Source organism: Psychroserpens sp., assembly GCF_034670085.1.
Classification (GTDB): Bacteria; Bacteroidota; Bacteroidia; order Flavobacteriales; family Flavobacteriaceae; genus Psychroserpens.
In genome coordinates this window covers 112,017-129,854 of the sequence record NZ_JAXMOD010000007.1, presented here as the reverse complement: position 1 = coordinate 129,854, position 17,838 = coordinate 112,017, and the positions used below count along the sequence as shown (strand labels likewise).

Sequence of the window (17,838 nt, the reverse complement as noted above, 5' to 3'; positions counted from 1 at the left end):
TCATTATTCGTTTTTCCAATTTAATCTATCCATTTGGTTATAAGGCCAAGGCGCTCCATTGTTTTCTATGTTAGTCATCATCGTATTGAGTTCTGTTGGAGCAGCACTTTGTTCCATAACCAAATATTGACGCATTTGCATTATAATATGTAATGGATCTATACTAACAGGACAAGCTTCAACACAAGCATTGCAGCTCGTACAAGCCCAAAGTTCTTCGTTAGTGATATAATCACCTAATAATTGCTTCCCATCATCCTTAAACTCGCCTTTATTAGCATCTATATTTTTCCCAACCTCTTCTAGACGATCACGTGTATCCATCATTATTTTTCGAGGTGATAATTTTTTACCAGTTTGATTAGCTGGACATTCACTCGTACACCGACCACATTCGGTACATGTATACGCATTTAATAAATTTACCCAACTTAAATCTTGCACATCACTTGCTCCAAATTTAGCTGGCATCGCTGCTTCAGCAGCTTCGGGAGGAGCAGCAAATGGATCAACATTAGGATCCATCATCATTTTAACTTCGTTAGTTACAGCTTCAAGATTTTCAAACTGACCTTTGGGAGTAAGTTTTCCATAGTATGTATTTGGAAACGCCAGTAGAATATGCAAATGCTTTGAAAAATAGAGGTAATTCAAGAATATTAAGATCCCAATGATATGCATCCACCAAGCAGCTCTTTCTATAAGGTGAATGGTACTTTCAGATAAACCATCAAACCATGGTGTTATGAATTGACTGATAATATTTCCAGAATCTAAAGTTTGAAACTGTATATCTGTTGCATTCATAACTAAAAATAAGGTCATCAAAACCATTTCAAAATACAGAATATTATTTCCGTCATTCTTTGGCCAACCTTTCATTTCTGAACTTAGAAAACGTTTTATTCTAATCACATTTCGTCGTAACCAAAACAAAATTACCGATACAAAAACGAGAACTGCCAATATTTCAAAAGCTCCAATTAAAAACCCATAAACGGAAGTTGGAAGTACTTTCAATCCAATGCGATGTGAACCGAATAAGCCGTCAATGATAATTTCAAGGACTTCAATATTGATAATTACGAAACCAACATAGACAATAATGTGCAAAAAACCAGCAATTGGGCGTTTTACCATTTTACTTTGTCCTAGAGCAATCATGCTCATATTTTTCCATCGTTGTGGTTTATCATCAGAAACATCAAGATCTCGACCTAGTTTAATGTTTCTGAAGAGTTTCTTTATATTTCTAGCAAAATAACCAATGCCAATGGTAAGAATAATGGCAAATATTATGTTAGGTAAATATTCCATTGCAGTCTAATTCTTTTGATCGTCTTCTGTTGGTGGTTCATATGGTATCTCCTTTTTCGATAAGATACGTCTATATCGAGCAGGATGTAATTTAATATCTCTAATTAATTCTTCCATTTCTTTAGAGGCAGCCTCTAAATTATCATACAAACCTTCTTCCTTTAATAATTTCCCAATACTACCTTCGCCATTATTAATACTTAGCAGTATAGCATCAAAGTTTTTAATCGTAGATTGAAGGTCTTTCATGGTTTGAGCCAAATTAGCATCAGCTACCGAATCTGATAATTTTGCAAAATTTTCAGATGTTTTTTCAAAATTTGAAATCGTCTCTGTTAACTTTTCTTGATTTGTATCTACTAGTCTATTTAGAGACATCGATGTGTTTTTAAAAGACTTTATAGTCGCATTCAATTCTGCAATTCCTTCCTTTAAATTATTTTTTGTTTTGCTATCGAGAACTTCATTCAAACTTATGAGTAATGAATCTGTATTTTCCATTACACTTTCTATCTTTTCTTGCAAAGGAGTTAGGCGTTGATTAACCAATTCTGTAAGACCTGCTTTAACAGTTGTTTTAAGATAGCTCTCAGATTTAGCATTATCAGCATTATCAAAAGCAGGTATAATGGCTACAGCTTTACCTCCAATTAATCCGAGATCATACAACTGAGCTGTGCTGTTTTTTGAAAATTGAAAATCATTATCTACCAATAATGTCACTAATAATTTACCAGAACCATCACCTTTGAATTCAATACTTTTCACCTTACCAACATTCATTCCATTGATAGTTACTGGAGTTGAAGGCGCCAAACCTTCCACATTATCGTAAAGTGTATAATACGTTCTCGAAGAGTCTAATATGTTTTCTCCTTTAAGATAATTGAATAAGAAAATGAATAGTAGAATGCCAGATATGACTAATACTGCTGTTTTTACTTCTCTTGAGATTTTCAATGCGTCTAATATTTGGTTATAACAAACTTAGCAATAAATATATAAAGAATGTTTCTATTTCGGGCTTGTTTTTAGTGCTTCTGATAGATTAATTTGCTCTCCATCTTTAAAGGCAACAACAAAACTACTCGTATATCCTTTTTGCTTGGAAATGATTTCTAAACGTCTAATTTCGTTGTAATCTGAAGTATTTCCGTAATAATATTTATAAAGTCCGCCTACCTTCTCTTTAGAAATATCAGTAAGCCCTTTAAAATTATACGATTTTGGCGCCAAATCTCTTGAACTTGCTGCTATTTGAACTTTAAAAATAACATTGTCATAAACAAGTGTTGTTTCGTCAGTTTCGTCAGAATCTATAGGAGATTTGTCTTCGTAGATATTCTCTCCAATATTTTGGTCTAGGTTTTTTTTGTATGCTAAAATGGCTTCAATAATAGAACTAGACATTTTAGATTGTCCGTTTTTAGAATTTAAATAAGCACCTTCTTTTTTATAGGTCAAAAACCCTGTTTCTATTAAAATGCTAGGCATATATGTGTTATGCAATACCCAAAACCCAGCTTGTTTTACACCACGACTATTGCGTTTTCTTTTATCTTTAAAACTATCTTCAACTAGACGAGCCAGACGAATACTTTGTTCTAAATATTCTTCTTGCATCAAGGTGATTCCAATCATGGACTCTGGTGAATTAGGATCGAAACCTTCATAATGTTTTTCAAAATCAGCCTCCAAAAAGATTACTTCGTTTTCTTTCTTTGCAATTTCAAAATTTCTCTGATTTGCGTGCAAACCTAGTACAAATGTTTCAGTACCATGAGCTGCAGAGTTATGTGCATTGCAATGCACAGACACGAATAAATCGGCTCCAGCGTCATTTGCAATTTTAGCACGACCTCTCAAGGTCACAAAAGTGTCATTTTTTCTTGTATAGATGACTTTAATTCCTTCATTTTGCTCGAGTTGTTTACCAACTGCCAAAACTATTTTAAGTGCGATATCACTTTCTCTATATCCATTGCCTAAATTCCCAGAATCATGTCCTCCATGTCCTGCATCAAGTACCACGACAAACTTATCGTTAGTCTTATTATAGTTATTTGCAGATGTTAAAAAACATGTAAATATTAGGGCAATACATACGATAATATATTGTAAGTTCGTTTTCATACTTTTACTAACGGTTAATACTTTCGGTTTATTTTAAAATTATCAGTATATACTTGTTATAACTGAGTTTCACCACTTTTTATAAATTGATTAAATTATAAACTATTCATAAAAAATATATGTAATTTTGGCAATTCAAAAACCGAGCCATACTTTAGCAAAAATACATTTAAAAGCATTGCATACAAAAAGCTTTCATATACTTTTTACCTTAAGTTTTACCGTGTTTATCAACATGTTTTGCTTTGCACAGGAGTTGCCAAAACCTAAAGATCCGATTAAGCCAAAACCAATCACTGATTCTACAGTGGTAAAAACAGATTCACTTTTAGGATTACCTATGCCTTTTAAAGAAATTGACAGTACTCGTAATGATTCGGTTGCAGAGAAAAAAGAGTTTCTTACAGATATTGTTAATTATAAAGCCAAAGATTACGTATCCTTAAACCAAAGACTACAACAAACAACACTTTATAATGAAGCAGAAATAATATATGGTGACATGACTATTACTGCAGGTGTAATTGTTATAGACCACAATAAAGACCTAGTATACGCAGGACGACTAAAAGACACTGCTGGTGTATATACGCAATCACCCGTGTTTACTCAAGGTACCAATGTAGTTGAACCTGATTCTATTATTTTTAATACGGTCTCTAAAAAGGCACTTATTTTTAATTCGAGAACTGAACAAAGTGGTGGCACAATTATTTCAGATATTACTAAAAAAGAAAATGATTCAGTTTACTTTGTTAAAGATGCAAAGTTTACAACGTCTGAAAATCTAGATGATCCTGAATATTATTTCTTAATGAGAAAAGCAAAAATTGTTCCTGGGAAGAAAGTCGTTACAGGTTTGACAAATATGTTTATTTATGATGTTCCAACGCCTATTGGATTACCTTTTGCCTATTTTCCTATGAGTGACAAACACACATCAGGTGTCATTTTTCCTTCTTTTGGTGAAGATAACGGTAATGACAGAGGTTATTTTTTACAGAATGGAGGTTATTATTTTGCTATTAGTGATTATATAGATTTGGCCGTTCTAGGAGATTATTACACCAATGGAAGTTATGGTTTACGATTTGAAACCAATTACGCTACTCGTTATAGATTCAATGGAAATTTAAGTATTAGGTATGAGAATCTTATTAATAGTGAAAGAGGCTTTCCCGATTTTTCAAAATCTACTATTTACAATATAAGATGGTCTCATAGTCAGGATGCAAAAGCTAATCCGAGTTCTAGGTTTTCGGCATCTGTGAATTTAGGTAGTAGCACATATTTTAGACAATCTATAAACCAATTGAACCTCTCAAATGCCCAAAACAACACCTTAGCTTCTTCTGTTTCGTATTCAAAAACCTTTCAAGGCGAACCACAAGCTAACATGAGTATTACTGCTACACACTCGCAAAACACCAGTACTGAAGTTATTAATATGACCTTACCAACGTTTCAAGGAAGCGTAAGCCGTGTGTTTCCATTTGAACCTAAGGTTGGTGCTAAAAAAGGAATTATTCAGAATATCAACTTTCAATATAATGTAAGGGCTGAAAACAGGATTGAAACTACGGATACATTATTTTTCAAGAAAGAAATGTTTGATGAAGCCAGAATTGGAGCCAAACATTCAATACCTATTACAACCAATTTCAAAGTCTTTAAATATTTTAGCATGAGTGCTAGTGCCAATTTTGAAGAGAATTGGACTTACAATACCATAAATAAATTTTACGATCAAGAGACTGAAACTATAATTACTGAAGATCTTACTGGTTTTGACCGCTTTTATACTTACAATTTTAGCACTAGTATTGGAACCACAGTATATGGATTATTCGATTTCAAAAAAGAAGGTAAAGACCCAAAAATTCAAGCCATTAGGCATGTTATTCGACCATCTATTAGTTACAATATCAATCCAGCTTTTGATCAGTACTACGATTCGTTTGAAGTTGTTGATGCAAATGGAACAACAACAGATGATATAAGACGTGAAGAATACACGCGTTTTCAGGGTTCAATTTTTGGAGCTCCAAATCAAAACTTTTCAAGTTCTTTAGGAATTTCTGTAGGTAATAACTTTGAAGCAAAAGTAAGAGATAATGATAGCACAGCAACTGAATCAAAAAAGGTAATCCTGCTTAACAACCTTAATTTTTCAACATCCTATAATTTTGCTGCAGATTCCTTAAAATGGAGTCCAATGCGAGTCACTGGAGGAACAACTATATTAAATGATAAGATGAGTATTAACTTTGGTGCGACATTAGATCCTTACGCACTTGATAATAATAACCGAAGAGTTAATACCTATAACATTAATAATGGTGGTAGTTTATTTAGGTTAACAACAGCTAATATAAATATGAGCTATACACTTTCTAGTAAAACATTTGAAGGCTCAGGTGCTGACCAAGATGATCCAGCCATTCAAGAATCTATTAGAAGTGGTGGTCGTGCTGATGATTTGTTTGGTAAACCTCAAGACTTTGCAGATCAAAGATTAACTGATGACGACAAAAGCAAAGATAAAGACGAAGAACCTTCCGAACATTACAACTATAAAATACCTTGGAGTTTGCGTTTAGCCTATGCCGTTAATTACTCAAATAGTACCAGACAGAATGAAATATCATCCCATTCTCTCATGTTTTCAGGTGATGTTGAATTATCACCTCGATGGTCAGTTGGAGCTTCTTCTGGTTACGATGTGAAAAACCAAGGATTTACCTTGACGCAATTTAGGTTTGAACGTGACTTACTCTCTTGGCGACTTAATTTTAGTTGGGTACCATTCGGCACTTATAATTCATGGAACTTTTTTGTAGGCATTAAATCTAGTCTACTTAAAGATCTTAAATATGACAAACGAAGACAGCGAGATCAACAACTTTAGGTCACTTCTAAACAATTGAAAAGCCTCTATTTTTTTAATTACTTGAAGCATTTGACACAAAATTTGCACTTTTTTTACATTTATTCTGATAACAAAACTCACTTTCTAACATACATTTGAAAGACATTAATCTCAAAGCACATTTGTTATGAAAAAGAATATTATAATTTTTAGTACGTCGTTAGCTATAGTAAGCTTGTTATTTTTATGTTTCACAAATTGGAATAGCAGTAAAATTGAAGCGTCTAAATTATCCGAAAATAAAAACCTTGCTTTGGACCAAAATGTTAAAACTGAAAACAAGAAAGATATTCCAGACTTATATTATGGTGTAGACACTCGATTTGCAGCAATAAAAAAATCAGTCGTAGATAAAGCTACAACAATTTATGATTTTCTTAATGATGGAGAGAAACAACAAATAGAGCATATCCATTCTGTAAAACTTGTTATGATACAAGACAATCAACTCTCTAATATTCGCGCCTTAGGCACTAATGATCAACTCACAGTTGAACAACTGAAAATTTTAAAATCAACCGGATACTTTAGTCATTTTACAATTAGAACAGAATTCAAAGGAAAAAATAAAGACACTGGTCAATTAGAAGATCGATTTTTTGGTCCACATATAACCGTTGTTCCAGACAAACAAGCGGCTTATAAAGATGGTAATGATGTATTAATCAACTACCTTAAGGATAATAGTCTTGAAAGCATGAATGCTATAAATGGTAACGATCTTGGAGCCATTAAAATATCATTTATGGTTACAAAAGAAGGCAAGGTTTCAAATGTTAAACATGACGCGATGACAACGGGTTATTCTTCAATTGATGAAAAACTCATGGATCTCGTTAAAAATATTCCAGGAGAATGGACACCAGCTGAGAATTCTAACGGAGAAAAGATGGATTATGAATTCGTGTTTACTTTTGGACCAAGAGATGGATGTTAATCACTAATCAAATCGGTTAACTCACTACTTCAGCATATAAATCGAAGTCTTCTGCTTCGATGACTTTAACTGTCGTAAACTCACCCGTTTTTAAATAGATATTTGTAGCATCTATTAGAACTTCATTATCAACATCTGGAGAATCATATTCTGTACGACCAATAAAGTAGTTCCCTTCCTTTCTATCGATAACGACTTTGAATTCTTGTCCGATTTTTTGTTGATTCAATTCCCATGAAATTTGAGATTGAATTTCCATAATCTGGTTTGCTCTTTCAATTTTAACCTCTTCTGGAACATCATCTTCCAGATTATAAGCATGTGTATTTTCTTCATGAGAGTACGTAAAACATCCTAAACGTTCAAATCGCATCTCTTTAACCCAATCTCTAAGGGTTTCAAAATCTTCTTCAGTTTCACCAGGATAACCAACAATTAAAGTAGTTCTGATGGTCATTTCAGGAACTTTAGCTCTAAATTCTTTAAGTAACTTTGTCGTTTTTTCCTTAGTGGTACCACGACGCATACTTTTAAGAATTGAATCGCTAATGTGTTGCAAAGGAATATCTAAATAGTTACAAACCTTAGGTTCACGATTCATGACATCTAAAACATCCATTGGAAAACCTGTAGGAAAAGCATAATGCAAACGAATCCATTCAATCCCATCCACTTTAACCAAATGTTCTAGTAATTCCGCAAGATTACGCTTCTTATAAAGATCTAAACCATAATAGGTTAAATCCTGAGCAATCAAAATGAGTTCCTTAACACCATTTGCAGCTAACTTTTCAGCTTCAATAACAATCTCTTCAATTGGTGTGCTTTTATGTTTTCCTCGCATTAAAGGAATGGCGCAAAAACTACAAGGTCTGTCACAACCTTCGGCAATTTTTAAATAGGCATAATTTTTTGGAGTCGTGGTTAATCGTTCACCAATTAATTCGTGTTTATAATCAGCTCCTAAGGCTTTTAATAATTGTGGTAATTCGGTGGTTCCAAAATACTGATCTACATTCGGAATTTCTTTCTGTAAATCTGGCTTATATCGTTCACTCAGACATCCTGTAACAAAAACCTTATCAACTTCGCCAGCTTCCTTTTTCTGCATAAATTCCAAAATGGTATTTACACTTTCCTCTTTTGCATTATTAATAAAACCACATGTATTGATGACAACAACATTGCCTTCCTCTTCATGAACAACATCTTTCCCACTAGCCTTTAATTGTCCCATCAACACTTCACTGTCATAAACATTTTTACTACAGCCAAGTGTTACAACGTTGATTCTATTTTTCTTAAGCGATTTAGTTCTCATAAACAAATTTCAGTTTGCAAAGATACATCTAAAAATCTGTCTAATTATATTTTTTAGGTGCAACTCTCATCTTAGAAGCTTGTTCATAAGCATAAGCCCATTGCAATAATGAATATTCTGATAATGATTTTGAAATAAAAGTTAAACCTTCCGGAACACCTTCTCGAGTATAACCCATTGGAACGGTTAGTGCTGGATATTCAGCCACAGCAGCTTCTGCAGCATGGTAATTGTTAATTGACAGAATGCCATCCAAATTTTGATTTTCCATTGGTATATCAAAAAATTGTTTACCATTGGCTTTTAATACCTTTTTAATGGATTCAAATTCTTCTTTTGTGCTCGTATCTTTAGAAACACCTTCAAACAATTTCTGACCATAAGGCATTGCTTTTTCTGAATTAATTTTATTAAAGTCCATCACATCTTCAATCGAATTATAAGTAAGGTCTTTACCAGCAGATGTTTTAAAATATGCTGCTAAATCAACTTTCATATCCAAATTAAGTAATCTTAAAAAGTTAGGCAATTCAATTTTTTCTTCGTTAATTTCAATAATTACAGCACCTTTCTTTTTTAAAACATCTATAGCATTTACATAAAGTGAATCTTCCATCAATTCTTTAAATGCACCAAAACGTTTTCCTTTTAAGTGATCACCTGAAAGGTTATTAAAGTATTGTTTAGCATCTAAATTATACATGATAGATTTAAAATCTGCTTTATCAAAACCTTTCATGGCATCCAACACAATAGCATTATCCATCACATTTTTGGTAATGGGACCAGGTGTATCTAAGGTTGATGAAATTGGGACAATACCAGTTCTACTAAGTATGCCAACGGTAGGTTTTAAACCAACAGCAGAGTTTTGACTGGCTGGAGATAAAATTGATCCAGCAGTTTCACTACCAACAGCAGCAGCACAAAAATTTGCCGAAACCGCAACTCCACTTCCTGAGCTAGATCCACCAGTATCTATAATTCTACGACCATAAGGATTTAATGTTTGTCCACCAATGGCACTATAACCACTAGGACATTCACCACAGAAAAAATAAGCCCATTCACTTAGATTGGCTTTTCCTAAAATTATAGCTCCAGATTCTTTAAGAGAACTAGTGATAAATGCGTCTGAGGTTAGGTTTTTTTGCAAAGCAAGAGAACCAGCTGTTGTTGGCATATCAGCCGCATTGACATTGTCTTTTAATAAAATTGGCATCCCAAAAATAGGATGCTTAATTTTTTTATTTAAAAGCTCACGATCTTTTTTAATAGCTTCTTCAATGGCTTTTGGGTTCAAAGAAATTACAGAATTTAGGGATAAATCATTTTCTCTATCGAAGGTTTTAATACGGAATAAATAGAACTTAACAACAGTTTCATAGCTTAACTTCCCATCTAAAATATGCTTTTGAAGCGTGGGAATGTCTTGATCTATAATTAGTGATTTGAGAGCAATATACTTTTCTTCAGAAAAATCTGCTAACTGTTTGTCTAAAGTTTGCCAAATTTCTTCTGTAGTAATGACCTGTGAATCTAGAACTTTAAAATCTCTAAAATCTTTGGTAGAAATGGCACTAATATCTGTTGCAGGCTCAACTTCTAAATCTATTTTCTTATCATCTTTCTTACAAGACAATACAACAAGAGCAAAGCAAAGGAATAATAAATATCTCATGGTTTCATTTTTTATAAAAATAAGGAAAAATGAACTTTAAAAATATCTAAATTTATATTGATTAGAGCTTACTTAAAAAAAGAATCTACAAATTCATATTTATTAAAAACTTGTAAATCTTCAATACCTTCACCAACTCCAATATATTTGACAGGAATTTGAAACTGATCACTTATACCTATGACAACTCCACCTTTGGCAGTTCCATCCAGTTTAGTAACGGCAAGCGAAGTCACTTCAGTAGCAGCAGTAAATTGTTTTGCTTGTTCAAAAGCATTTTGACCAGTAGAACCATCAAGCACTAAAAGTACATCATGAGGTGCATCGCCAACAACTTTTTGCATGACACGTTTAACCTTTGTCAACTCATTCATTAAATTCACTTTATTATGTAAACGACCAGCAGTATCAATGATAATAACATCTGCATTTTGATTAACACCAGATTGCAAAGCATCAAAAGCGACACTTGCAGGATCAGATCCCATTTCTTGTCGAATCATAGGAACATCTACACGATCTGCCCAAACTTGAAGTTGATCAATAGCAGCTGCTCTAAATGTATCTGCAGCGCCAAGAACAACTTTTAAACCTTGCTTTTTAAATTGGTAGGCTAACTTTCCAATAGTAGTCGTTTTTCCAACACCATTAACTCCAACAACCATTAACACATAAGGAGTTTTAGAACCATCTGCCTGATTTGGTAATTCTGGAATCACATATTCGGTATCTTCACCTGAATTGGTTTCAGATAAAAGACCAGCAATTTCATCACGCAAAATTTGATTCAATTCTGAAGTCCCTAAATACTTATCTTTTGCAACACGATCTTCAATACGTTCAATAACTTTAAGTGTAGTATTAACGCCTACGTCACTACTTACTAAGATTTCTTCCAGGTTATCAAGAACATCATCATCAACTTTAGATTTTCCAGCAACTGCTTTATTTAGTTTTGAAAAAAACGATGTTTTCGATTTTTCTAGACCTTTATCTAGGGTTTCTTTCTTTTCTGAAGAAAATATTTTTTTAAAAAAACTCATTCGTAATTCTTATTTGTAAATACTAGTCAAATGTCGAGCCGAAATCAATGTACTGCTATAATGACAGGAAACCGCCCAAATATAGACATAAAAAAACTGCTTTCAAATATGAAAGCAGTTTGTAAATAGACAATAATGTCTAAATTATTTTTTGTTTAAAAAATCATTGACAAACTCTGGTGCCATTACTGACTCCACAAACATATAAGCGCCTGTTTTTGGTGACTTTACCATTTTGATCGCTTTTGTAAGTCTTTTAGATCCTGTTTGTAATGATGCTACTGATTTCTTTGCCATGACTTATTTATTTTATCTCTTTATGAACTGTCATACGCTTTAAAATTGGATTAAATTTCTTAATCTCCATTCTATCTGGCGTATTCTTTTTGTTTTTTGTTGTGATGTAACGAGATGTTCCTGGTTGCCCAGACTCTTTGTGCTCTGTACATTCTAATATTACCTGTATTCTATTTCCTTTTTTTGCCATTTTAGGTGACTTTAAGCTGTTACGCTATTATTTTAAAAATCCTTTAGATTTAGCTTCTTTCATTACAGCAGTAATACCAAGTTTATTGATAGTTTTTAATGCTGAAGTAGATACTTTTAAAGTAACCCACTTATCTTCTTCAGGAAGAAAGAAACGCTTCTTAATTAAGTTAACGTTAAATCTACGCTTCGTTTTATTCATTGCATGCGAAACGTTGTTTCCAACCATCGCCTTTTTCCCTGTAAGTTCACAAACTCTTGACATTTCTTCTAACTTTAAATTATGTTCTTTTAAAACAGGCTGCAAATTTAGTAAATCTTTACAATATCAACAAACTAATAGTGCTACTTTTTTAAAATTTCTTTTTGTAACATTTCAAAGGCTTTGTTTGCCGCTTTATTTATGACTTTAACGCGGTGATTTCCAAAGCTAAATTGCTGCGAATACACCTTGTCTTTCGTTGCTATAGCTATGTATACATTTCCTAAACCTTCAACTGTATCATCTTTTGTTGGTCCAGCATTACCAGTTGTTGCAATTGCAAAATCTGTTTGCATGAGTTGTAATATATTTTTAGCCATAGCTTCGGAAACTTCTGCACTTACAACAGAATATTTCTCAATAACATCTTCAGGCACCTTCAATACATTAACTTTTACGTCTTTAGTATAGCTCACTATACTGCCTTTAAAGTATTTTGAAGCTCCAGCATTTGCAGTAAAACGTTCGGCTATTAAACCACCTGTGCAACTTTCGGCAGTTGCAACTGTTTTGCCAATTTCTGTAAGTAACTTGCCAATCACTGCTTCAATAGATAAATCTTCTTCAAAGCCAACAAAAATATCTTCTATTTGAGGTAATAACAAATTAGTTTGTCTTTGCATTTCGGCTTCAATAACCAATTTATCAGTGCCTTTCGCAGATAAGCGCAACCTAACACGACCTAAACTTGGCAAGTAAGCCAATTTGATAAAATCTGGTAATTTATTTTCAAAAATTTCGATGCGAGAGGCTAATGAACTCTCACCTAAACCATAGGTCAAAAATGTTTTATGCTGAATGTAAGGGAATTTAAAACGTGTTATTAATTTTGGAATAACTTCATCTGACATTAAAGCCTTCATTTCGTAGGGAACGCCTGGAAGAGAAATAAATACGGTATCATTTTTTTCAAGCCACATTCCTGGTGCACTTCCATATTTATTCATTAAAACGATTGCTTTAGAAGGCACTAATGCTTGATCTAAATTGACCTGAGTTACAGGTTTCTTTACGAACACTTCCCAAAGGTGTTCAATATTTTTAATCACCGAATGGTCTTCAATTAAGGTGTCGTCAAAATAATCTGCAATTGTTTTTTTGGTAATATCATCTTTTGTTGGGCCCAAACCACCAGTTAAAATTACAATATCTGCATTAGACTCGGCTTCTGCAAGAGATTTTAAAATATGTTCTCTATCATCTTGAACAGACGTAATCTGATATACAGAAACACCAATTTGATTTAATTGTTTTGCAATAAATGCGGAATTAGAATCCACAATCTGACCAATGAGAATCTCATCACCAATTGTAATTATTTCTGCTTGCATTATAAGTTGAAGTCTTCTTTAAGTTCGGCTGTAGCCTTTTCTACTGCTGCCAGAACTAACTCTAATTCTTTAGTACAATCTTCACCTGCTTTTTCAAATTTCCCCCAATCTTGAACTACAATAAGATCTTGCAGAATCCCTAATTCAAAAAGGTCTACTGTTGGTTTCATTTTGTGAGCTGCTTGATACGTGTTGTAATAATCGTTTTCTGCAACTGCTATTTTTAGTCGTTCTGCATCCACTGGGACTTCCTCTAAAAATGCTGCTGCTAATGCTGCAACAAAATCTTCGTCATTGTCTGCCAATTCACGTACTCTGTATAATTTATAATTTAATTCCATTTATTTTACTGTTATTGAAAACAATTGCTTGTCTTCTATAAATCCGGTTAGTTTATCGTTAGCAATAACTTTGCCAACTCCTGCAGGAGTTCCCGTAAATATAATATCTCCAATCTTTAAAGTAAAATATTTTGAGACATATTCGATGATGTCATCAATTTTATAAAGCATGAAACTTGTATTTCCCTCTTGCACAATCGATTGATTTTTTTGCAAACTGAAGTTAATATTATTGACATCATCAAAATCCTTTTTTGGCAACCACTCTCCTATTACTGCAGCGCCATCGAAGGCTTTAGCTTTTTCCCATGGCAAACCTTTAGCCTTTAACTTTGCTTGCAAATCGCGAGCGGTAAAATCGATACCTAAGCCTATAAAATCATAATATTTATGTGCGAACTTTTTTGAAATATGTTTTCCAACCTTGTTAATCTTTACCAATATTTCCACTTCATGATGCACATCTTCTGAAAAATCAGGAATAAAAAACGGTTGTTTCTTCAGTAAGATAGACGTATCCGGTTTCAGAAACACGACTGGGTCTGTAGGCTTCTCATTTTCCAACTCCTTAATATGAGCTGTATAATTACGTCCGATGCAAATCAATTTCATAATTAAACTTTTAGAATTTTAGACCAGTTGAGAAAGACTTATAAGAGTTTATTATTGAAAGACCTCAATTTAATTGCTGTTAATACCTTTTTAGTATACAACGGAAAATCGGCATTTAACAACCAGCCAAAATAACCTGGTTCACTTTCGAGAACATCTGTAACTAATTTCCCTTTGTGCTTCCCAAAAGAGAAACATTCTAATCCTTCTTTTGTGTAACCAATAAAACCTGCAAAATCGGCATACTTTTTTCGCGAACTAAACTCAGCTAAAAAATTAGCATTGTTTTCTAGTTCGTCATACCTATCTAACTGCGCTTTTAAAACCTCGTAGGTTGCTATAGTATCTGCTTCTGCACTATGTGCATTATCAAGATTTTTATCACAATAAAATTTATATGCTGCACTAAGTGTGCGTTGTTCCATTTTATGAAAAATGGTTTGTACATCAATGGATTGTGTGTTTTTCATATCAAAATCAACCTCAGCACGAAGCATTTCTTCAGCCAGTAACGGAATATCAAAACGATTTGAATTGAAACCGCCTAAATCACAATCCTTAATCATATTATGAACCTCTTTCGAAATTTCTTTAAAGGTTGGCTTATCTGCAACATCTGCATCAGATATTCCATGAACCTGAGTCACTAAAAAGGGAATTGGAATGGTTGGATTGACACGTTGTGTATACGTTTCCTCCTTTCCGTCAGGATGGACTTTAAGAATGGAAATTTCAACAATTCTGTCTTTTGAGATATTAATTCCTGTGGTTTCTAAATCGAAAAAACAGATTGGTTTTGAGAGATTGAGTTGCATTAGGTTAATTTTTAGGTAAAGATAGATAGAATAAACAAAAAAGCACAATCTACAAATTGTGCTTTTTATTTTAGTTATATGCTTCCTGCATTCGCAAGAATTTTAGATTTCTCTATTAGAATCCCAAGATTCTAAATACTCTTTTACAGCCTTAACAAATTGTCCGCCAAGTGCACCATTTACAACACGATGATCATAAGAGTGTGACAAGAACATTCTGTAACGAATACCAATAAAGTCACCTTCAGCAGTTTCGACTACAGCTGGTACTTTTCTAATCGCACCAAGTGCTAATATTCCAACTTGTGGCTGATTTATAATTGGTGTTCCCATTATGCTTCCGAAAGTACCAACATTTGTTACTGTGTATGTTCCTCCCTGAATATCGTCTGGTTTTAATTGATTGTCTCTAGCACGAGTAGCTAAATCATTCACTTTTTTGGTCATACCAACTAAGTTCAATTGATCTGCATCTTTAATTACAGGAACAATTAAATTACCATCACCTAAAGCAGCAGCCATTCCAAGATTGATATGCTTTTTCTTAATGATAGTATCTCCTTGAAGGGATATATTCATCATTGGAAAGTCACGCAAAGCTTTCGCTACAGCTTCCATAAATATTGGAGTAAAGGTTAAGTTCTCACCTTCACGTTTAAAGAACTCATCTTTAACTTTTTTACGCCAATTCCATATTTTAGTTACATCTGCTTCAATAAAACTTTGTACATGAGCAGATGTTTGCACAGACTCAACCATATGATGTGCAATCAATTTGCCCATTCTAGTCATTTCAACAATTTCATCATCACCACTTGCAACTACAGGAGCAACAGTTGGTTTTGATTCTGCAGCCTTTACGGGTGCAAGTTTAGGAGCATCCTCGCTTTTCACCGCTTCAGGTTGAGGTTGAGAACCTCTACTTTCTATATAGGTTAACATGTCGTTTTTAGTAACACGTCCTTCTTTGCCAGTTCCTGGAATACCATCTAATTCGGCTTGAGAAATCCCTTCCTCTTTTGCCATATTCTTCACTAAAGGTGAATAAAAACGTTCTCCAGAATTTACAATTGACGTCGTAGTTTCTTTTGCAGCAACAACTGTTTTAGCTACCTCAGCAACAGCAGGAACTACTTGAGTCTCTTCCACTTTTGCAGATTCCGATTTAGGAGCTTCACTTGAACCACTATCACCACCAGCAATTTCGATAACTGCTATTGTTTGACCAACTTGCACGACATCATCTACATCAAACAATTTCTCGATTAGGACACCATCAACTTCACTAGGCACTTCACTATCTACTTTATCTGTTGCAATTTCTAATACTGCTTCATCAGCTTCAATAGTATCACCTACTTCTTTTAACCAAGATGTTATGGTTGCCTCAGCAACACTCTCTCCCATTTTAGGAAGTTTTAGTTCAAATTTTGCCATATCTGTAATCTAGCGTCAATTATTGGTTTAACGATTGCAAAATTAATGAAAAACCAATACAATTGTTGCGATTTTTTCAATTAATTATTGTTGAGTTGTATAATAGCTCCTCTGCTTTTAGAGCTATTACTTCCGATGATAAAGTTAGAATTTTTTGGTAGAATTTTGAATGTCGCAGTACAATTTTTAGGTGTATTGGATAAGATTTCGATGATTGACTTAAAACTAAGGTGATTATTGTCTAAAATATACTCGGTATCATCCTCATATGAATCAAAATGTGTTCGACAAATCAAATCTTGCTTTATACCGTTTTCAATTGAAGTGTTAGGTTCTGCTGCAATTAAGACATAATGTTTTGGGTAAGCTTGAATTGTTTCAGGTGCTTTTAATACTATAGGTCCTAATTTAATACCTAGCCAAACTAAAGTATCAAACACCATATTAGACTTAAAATGCTTGTCATAAAAAATCTGCATGGCACCATAAAATCGGTTAGCATAGATTTGATCTTTAAGCGTACTTTCTCCTTTGTAATGAATTATGGTTGCACCTCCATTATAGGTGTTATTATATCCTTCTTTTAATACTTTATAAGATATATCGATATCTTCTCCGTACATAAAATAGTCTTCATCAAAGCCTTCAACTTGATTATATATAGATCGTTTTAATATCATGAATGCACCAACAAAGACTGGAGAACTACCACAATCTTTTTCTTCCAAATTAGAGACATAGTATGATTTTGGAAATCCTAAAATCTTTTTAATAGCGACTATTGGACGTGGGACATTCCGCTTACTTTCTGGTAAAAATCGGCCTTGACCGTCAATGAGTCTACATCCCAAAATTCCAAGGTTTGATTGTTGGTCTGCAAATTTAAGTAAGTATTCAAAGGTGTTTTCAGCTACGACTGTATCCGGATTTAAAATACACAGGTAGTCACCTTTAGCTTCTTTTACACCTATATTATTTCCTTTTGAAAACCCGTAATTATCTTTATTCTCAATGAGTTTAACCTTCGGAAACATAGTTTTTACCATGTCACAGCTATCATCTGAAGAATGGTTGTCAATCACTATAATTTCGGAATCAATATTAACTAAAGCAGCTTCAACACTTTTTAGACATAACTCCAAAAAATGACGAACATTATAGTTTAATATGATAACGGACAACTTCAAATATAT

At 33.4% G+C, this 17,838-nt stretch carries 17 protein-coding genes; 2 read left to right on the top strand and 15 right to left on the bottom strand.

Features of this window, described 5'->3' with window-relative positions:
* Positions 1 to 3: 3 nt before the first annotated feature.
* Genes VOI25_RS12460 through VOI25_RS12450 form a run of 3 tightly spaced genes read right to left on the bottom strand, consistent with a single transcriptional unit; the run spans position 4 to position 3,450 of the window.
* Positions 4 to 1,317, bottom strand: a complete 1,314-nt coding sequence (locus VOI25_RS12460) for a (Fe-S)-binding protein (protein WP_323789411.1) — start codon at positions 1,315 to 1,317, stop codon at positions 4 to 6.
* Positions 1,318 to 1,323: 6 nt separating this feature from the next.
* Positions 1,324 to 2,277 (bottom strand): MlaD family protein, encoded by a 954-nt coding sequence (locus VOI25_RS12455; protein WP_323789410.1) that lies wholly within the window; start codon positions 2,275 to 2,277, stop codon positions 1,324 to 1,326.
* Between the two features lie 54 nt (positions 2,278 to 2,331).
* Complete coding sequence (locus VOI25_RS12450; protein ID WP_323789409.1) at positions 2,332 to 3,450, bottom strand: N-acetylmuramoyl-L-alanine amidase; 1,119 nt, start codon at positions 3,448 to 3,450, stop codon at positions 2,332 to 2,334.
* Positions 3,451 to 3,577: 127 nt separating this feature from the next.
* Here VOI25_RS12450 and VOI25_RS12445 point away from each other — a divergent pair, with 127 nt between their 5' ends.
* Both VOI25_RS12445 and VOI25_RS12440 read left to right on the top strand, forming a co-directional pair.
* Complete coding sequence (locus VOI25_RS12445; RefSeq protein WP_323789408.1) at positions 3,578 to 6,358, top strand: putative LPS assembly protein LptD; 2,781 nt, start codon at positions 3,578 to 3,580, stop codon at positions 6,356 to 6,358.
* A 148-nt stretch (positions 6,359 to 6,506) separates the two neighbouring features.
* Positions 6,507 to 7,316: a hypothetical protein gene (locus VOI25_RS12440; RefSeq protein WP_323789407.1), complete on the top strand. Its 810-nt coding sequence runs from the start codon at positions 6,507 to 6,509 to the stop codon at positions 7,314 to 7,316.
* Between the two features lie 16 nt (positions 7,317 to 7,332).
* Here VOI25_RS12440 and rimO read toward each other — a convergent pair whose 3' ends face one another.
* From rimO to VOI25_RS12380, 12 genes are all read right to left on the bottom strand, one after another.
* Complete coding sequence (rimO, locus tag VOI25_RS12435) at positions 7,333 to 8,637, bottom strand: 30S ribosomal protein S12 methylthiotransferase RimO (protein ID WP_323789406.1); 1,305 nt, start codon at positions 8,635 to 8,637, stop codon at positions 7,333 to 7,335.
* A gap of 40 nt (positions 8,638 to 8,677) precedes the next feature.
* Positions 8,678 to 10,318, bottom strand: a complete 1,641-nt coding sequence (locus VOI25_RS12430) for an amidase family protein (RefSeq protein ID WP_323789405.1) — start codon at positions 10,316 to 10,318, stop codon at positions 8,678 to 8,680.
* A 68-nt stretch (positions 10,319 to 10,386) separates the two neighbouring features.
* Positions 10,387 to 11,361: a signal recognition particle-docking protein FtsY gene (ftsY, locus tag VOI25_RS12425; RefSeq protein WP_323789404.1), complete on the bottom strand. Its 975-nt coding sequence runs from the start codon at positions 11,359 to 11,361 to the stop codon at positions 10,387 to 10,389.
* 144 nt (positions 11,362 to 11,505) lie between these two features.
* Positions 11,506 to 11,658: a DUF4295 domain-containing protein gene (locus VOI25_RS12420; protein WP_008271041.1), complete on the bottom strand. Its 153-nt coding sequence runs from the start codon at positions 11,656 to 11,658 to the stop codon at positions 11,506 to 11,508.
* A gap of 7 nt (positions 11,659 to 11,665) precedes the next feature.
* Positions 11,666 to 11,848 (bottom strand): 50S ribosomal protein L33, encoded by a 183-nt coding sequence (rpmG, locus tag VOI25_RS12415; RefSeq protein ID WP_007648529.1) that lies wholly within the window; start codon positions 11,846 to 11,848, stop codon positions 11,666 to 11,668.
* A gap of 27 nt (positions 11,849 to 11,875) precedes the next feature.
* On the bottom strand, positions 11,876 to 12,112 hold the full coding sequence (rpmB, locus tag VOI25_RS12410) for a 50S ribosomal protein L28 (protein WP_323789403.1): 237 nt from the start codon (positions 12,110 to 12,112) through the stop codon (positions 11,876 to 11,878).
* Between the two features lie 80 nt (positions 12,113 to 12,192).
* Positions 12,193 to 13,440, bottom strand: a complete 1,248-nt coding sequence (locus VOI25_RS12405; protein ID WP_323789402.1) for a competence/damage-inducible protein A — start codon at positions 13,438 to 13,440, stop codon at positions 12,193 to 12,195.
* Complete coding sequence (locus tag VOI25_RS12400) at positions 13,440 to 13,781, bottom strand: Hpt domain-containing protein (protein ID WP_323789401.1); 342 nt, start codon at positions 13,779 to 13,781, stop codon at positions 13,440 to 13,442. The genes VOI25_RS12405 and VOI25_RS12400 overlap by 1 nt, the downstream gene beginning before the upstream one ends.
* Positions 13,782 to 14,393, bottom strand: a complete 612-nt coding sequence (locus VOI25_RS12395; protein ID WP_323789400.1) for a fumarylacetoacetate hydrolase family protein — start codon at positions 14,391 to 14,393, stop codon at positions 13,782 to 13,784.
* 38 nt (positions 14,394 to 14,431) lie between these two features.
* Complete coding sequence (locus VOI25_RS12390) at positions 14,432 to 15,208, bottom strand: exonuclease domain-containing protein (RefSeq protein WP_323789399.1); 777 nt, start codon at positions 15,206 to 15,208, stop codon at positions 14,432 to 14,434.
* A 102-nt stretch (positions 15,209 to 15,310) separates the two neighbouring features.
* Positions 15,311 to 16,645 carry a dihydrolipoamide acetyltransferase family protein gene (locus VOI25_RS12385; protein WP_323789398.1) on the bottom strand — a complete coding sequence of 445 codons (1,335 nt, stop codon included), beginning with the start codon at positions 16,643 to 16,645 and terminating at the stop codon, positions 15,311 to 15,313.
* Positions 16,646 to 16,725: 80 nt separating this feature from the next.
* Positions 16,726 to 17,826: a glycosyltransferase family 2 protein gene (locus VOI25_RS12380; protein WP_323789397.1), complete on the bottom strand. Its 1,101-nt coding sequence runs from the start codon at positions 17,824 to 17,826 to the stop codon at positions 16,726 to 16,728.
* Between the last annotated feature and the right edge of the window lie 12 nt (positions 17,827 to 17,838).